Raw genomic sequence first — 2,842 nt, forward strand, 5'->3', positions numbered from 1 at the left:
TCGCCCAGGTCCAGCGCACCTGCTGGTGGGACCAGAACGCCGAAGCCGAGACCCACGACCGCGCCGAACGCCTCGCCAGCCACTTCGTCAACCAGGTCAAGTCCGATGCCGCCGACCCCTTCTGGGCCCAGGGCGCCAGCGACCTCCTCGTCGGCCTCTTCCGCGCCGCCTGGTGGGACGGCGCCAGCGTCCGCGACGTCCTGCGCTGGCTCGCCGACCCCCGCGAGAAGGCCCCGCTGCGCATCCTCTACCAGCACGAGGAAGTCCTCGCCGAACAGGTCGAGAGCTCCGTCAACATCGCCGAAGAGACCCAGTCCGGCATCTACCAGAACGCCCGCACCGCCGTCAGCGCCCTGCGCGACGAGAAGGTCCTCGCCTGGGTCACCCCCGACCGCCACCTCCCCCGCTTCCGCCCCGACGACTTCGCGCTCAGCCACGACACCCTCTACCTGCTCAGCAAGAAGGGCGGCGCAACCTCGGCCGTCGTCGCTGCCATCGCCGACAGCGTCTTCACCGCCGGCGCCGATGCCGGCGAACGCCACGGAGGACGCCTGCCCGAGCCGATGCGCGCGATCCTCGACGAAGCCGCCAACATCTGCCGCATCGAGGACCTCCCCGACCTCTACAGCCACCTCGGCTCCCGCGGCATCACCCCGATCACGATCCTCCAGTCCTACCGCCAGGGCGTGAAGGCGTGGGGCGAGGTCGGCATGGACGCCCTGTGGTCAGCCGCCACCAAGAAGATCATCGGCGTCGGCCTCGACGACCCCCGCTTCGTCACCGACATCGCCACCCTCGTCGGCAACCACGACATCACCCGCGGCTCCTCCACCAAGTCCCGTGACGGCGGCTCCACTTCGATCAGCGAACACCGCGAGCCGATCCGCGAAGCCGCCGACATTCGCGCCATGAAACGCGGCACCGCCCTCCTCCTGTCCACCGGCACGCCCATCGCCCAGATCGCGCTGCGCCCCTGGTACGAGGAGAGGACGATGACCCACCTCGGCCCGTCCCTGCGTGCCGAGGAAGCTTCCATCACCAAACGCGCCAACACCGCCTGGGAGCAGCGGAAGGCAGCCCGCCGTGACTGACGCCGTCGGCCCTCACAGCGACCTCCCCAGCCCGGCCGCCATGGCCGAGGACATCGAAGACCTCAAAGCCGAACTCCGCGCCCTACGAGCCGAATTGCCGTCACACGGCCAGCCCACCGCCGAGGACCCCACGCCCAACGAGGAGCGGCAGTACCCACCCTTCATCTTCCTCCTCGAAGGCGAAGAACTCGACGCCGAACTCCGCCTCCTCGCCGAATGGGTCGAAGGCGTCCTCGTCCCCGGCATCCTCGCCGAACCCTCCGCCGACGCCCGCTGGTGCCACCTGTGGACCGAACACTGGGACGCCGTCGGCCTCCTCCACGCCACCTGGCTCGCCTGGCAGGAACTCACCGACCCCACCACCTGCGGCCTCACCGGCCCCAGCATCTGGTACCGCGACCACTACCGCCCCCACATCACCGACCTCCGCAGCCCCACCGGCCCCTTCGCTGGCTGCACCAAAGGCGAACACCGCACCGACCACCGCCTCCCCGGCCGCGTACCCAGCACCTGGCACACAGTCGAGGACAGCGGCTGACCAACCGCCCCTACCTCGTCCTCTTCTTCAACGGGTGAAGAGCACCAACCTCCCGGGCGAGCTCTGCTGCCCGATGCTTCGCCATGTACGCCGGCTCCGGCGTAGAACGGGGAGCTGTCACGCTGCGAGCGCGAGCAGCAGCCACGTTCACCCGCTGCACGTCCCGGGCCGGATCCCCAGTGAACCCGAGCGTCCGCCGCCGGTCTGCGTCGAGCACAGCCCGGCTGAGCGGATGCCCCGCAGCCTCAGCCGCCTTGGCCGTGGCCAATTGGGCTGCAGCCGACGCCTGTCGGGCGGAGTTGTATGCCGACACAACCTGGACGATCTGTTCGGGCGACGCCGAGTACCACCTCGTCCAACCGTCCCGAAACTGATCCTCCGGCGTACTGCCACGCGGATTGTTGGGGAGGTCAGAGCTCAACAGAATGCCGCGCTCCACCATGGTGGCGGCGATCCGCGGCGTGTGCTCCGCCAGGGCCTGCCCCGCAGCAGGGACTGCATGAACCGCGGCGAGGAGTGGCGCCACGTCGGTCGGAGCAGCAATGATCTCGTTCGGGACTCTGGTGGCTCGCCGCGCGCCATCGCGAGGCGTCCAACCGGACGAGAAAAGGGTTCGGCCGATCCGGACAACGATGTACTCGGCCTCCCTGGGATAGCCGGGCATCGAGACCTCGGGGGCGCTACCGAGCCTCGGGCCCCAACTGTCCTTGGCGTCGTGCCATGCCTGGGCAGCGGCACGAAGGGCCTGAGCAGCCGTGGTCAGCGTGGCGTGGCCGACAGGGTCCGAGGCCAAGAGGTCACGGGTCTGCTCGATCAGGCGAGCGGAGAACAGGTGGGCGCCCGCAGTGTGGCCGGCCGTGGCCACCAACTCGCCGACCGTCGCCGCGGGTAGGCGCTCAGCCGCTTGCCGGGCGGTGTGGGCCGCGAGCCAGTCCGTCCCGAACTGCACTGCCAGGAGTGCCTCGTGCTGTGGCTCTCCTGGCCGCACGGGAGGCGGCGGCGCGATAGCCGCAACCGGCAGGTGAGAAAGCCCGGGGGCAGACATAACTCGGCGGGGTGCGTTGAGCTGACGGTCGATGCCAATCGCGGCCTGTTCGATCAGGAATGCCGGTTCCGCGAGACGACGGGCTACGAGGTGGCTGCGGATCACCCGGGAGTCCGGCGGGCACAGCTGGCCGATGCGGACGGCGACACGTCCGACGGCACTGGCGAG

General features: G+C 69.8%; 3 protein-coding genes. All 3 read left to right on the plus strand.

The genetic code is table 11. The features are described 5' to 3' along the window. The coding region (locus AB0O00_RS31515) for a TraM recognition domain-containing protein (protein ID WP_363657577.1) at positions 1-1,091 on the plus strand (1,091 nt) is incomplete at its 5' end. Beyond that, positions 1,084-1,629 carry a DUF4913 domain-containing protein gene (locus AB0O00_RS31520; protein ID WP_363657579.1) on the plus strand — a complete coding sequence of 182 codons (546 nt, stop codon included), beginning with the start codon at positions 1,084-1,086 and terminating at the stop codon, positions 1,627-1,629. The genes AB0O00_RS31515 and AB0O00_RS31520, both read left to right, overlap by 8 nt. Before the next feature lie 964 nt (positions 1,630-2,593). Beyond that, the coding region (locus AB0O00_RS31525; RefSeq protein ID WP_363657581.1) for a hypothetical protein at positions 2,594-2,842 on the plus strand (249 nt) is incomplete at its 3' end.

It is taken from the genome of Kitasatospora sp. NPDC093558 (assembly GCF_040683475.1).
GTDB lineage: Bacteria > Actinomycetota > Actinomycetes > Streptomycetales > Streptomycetaceae > Kitasatospora.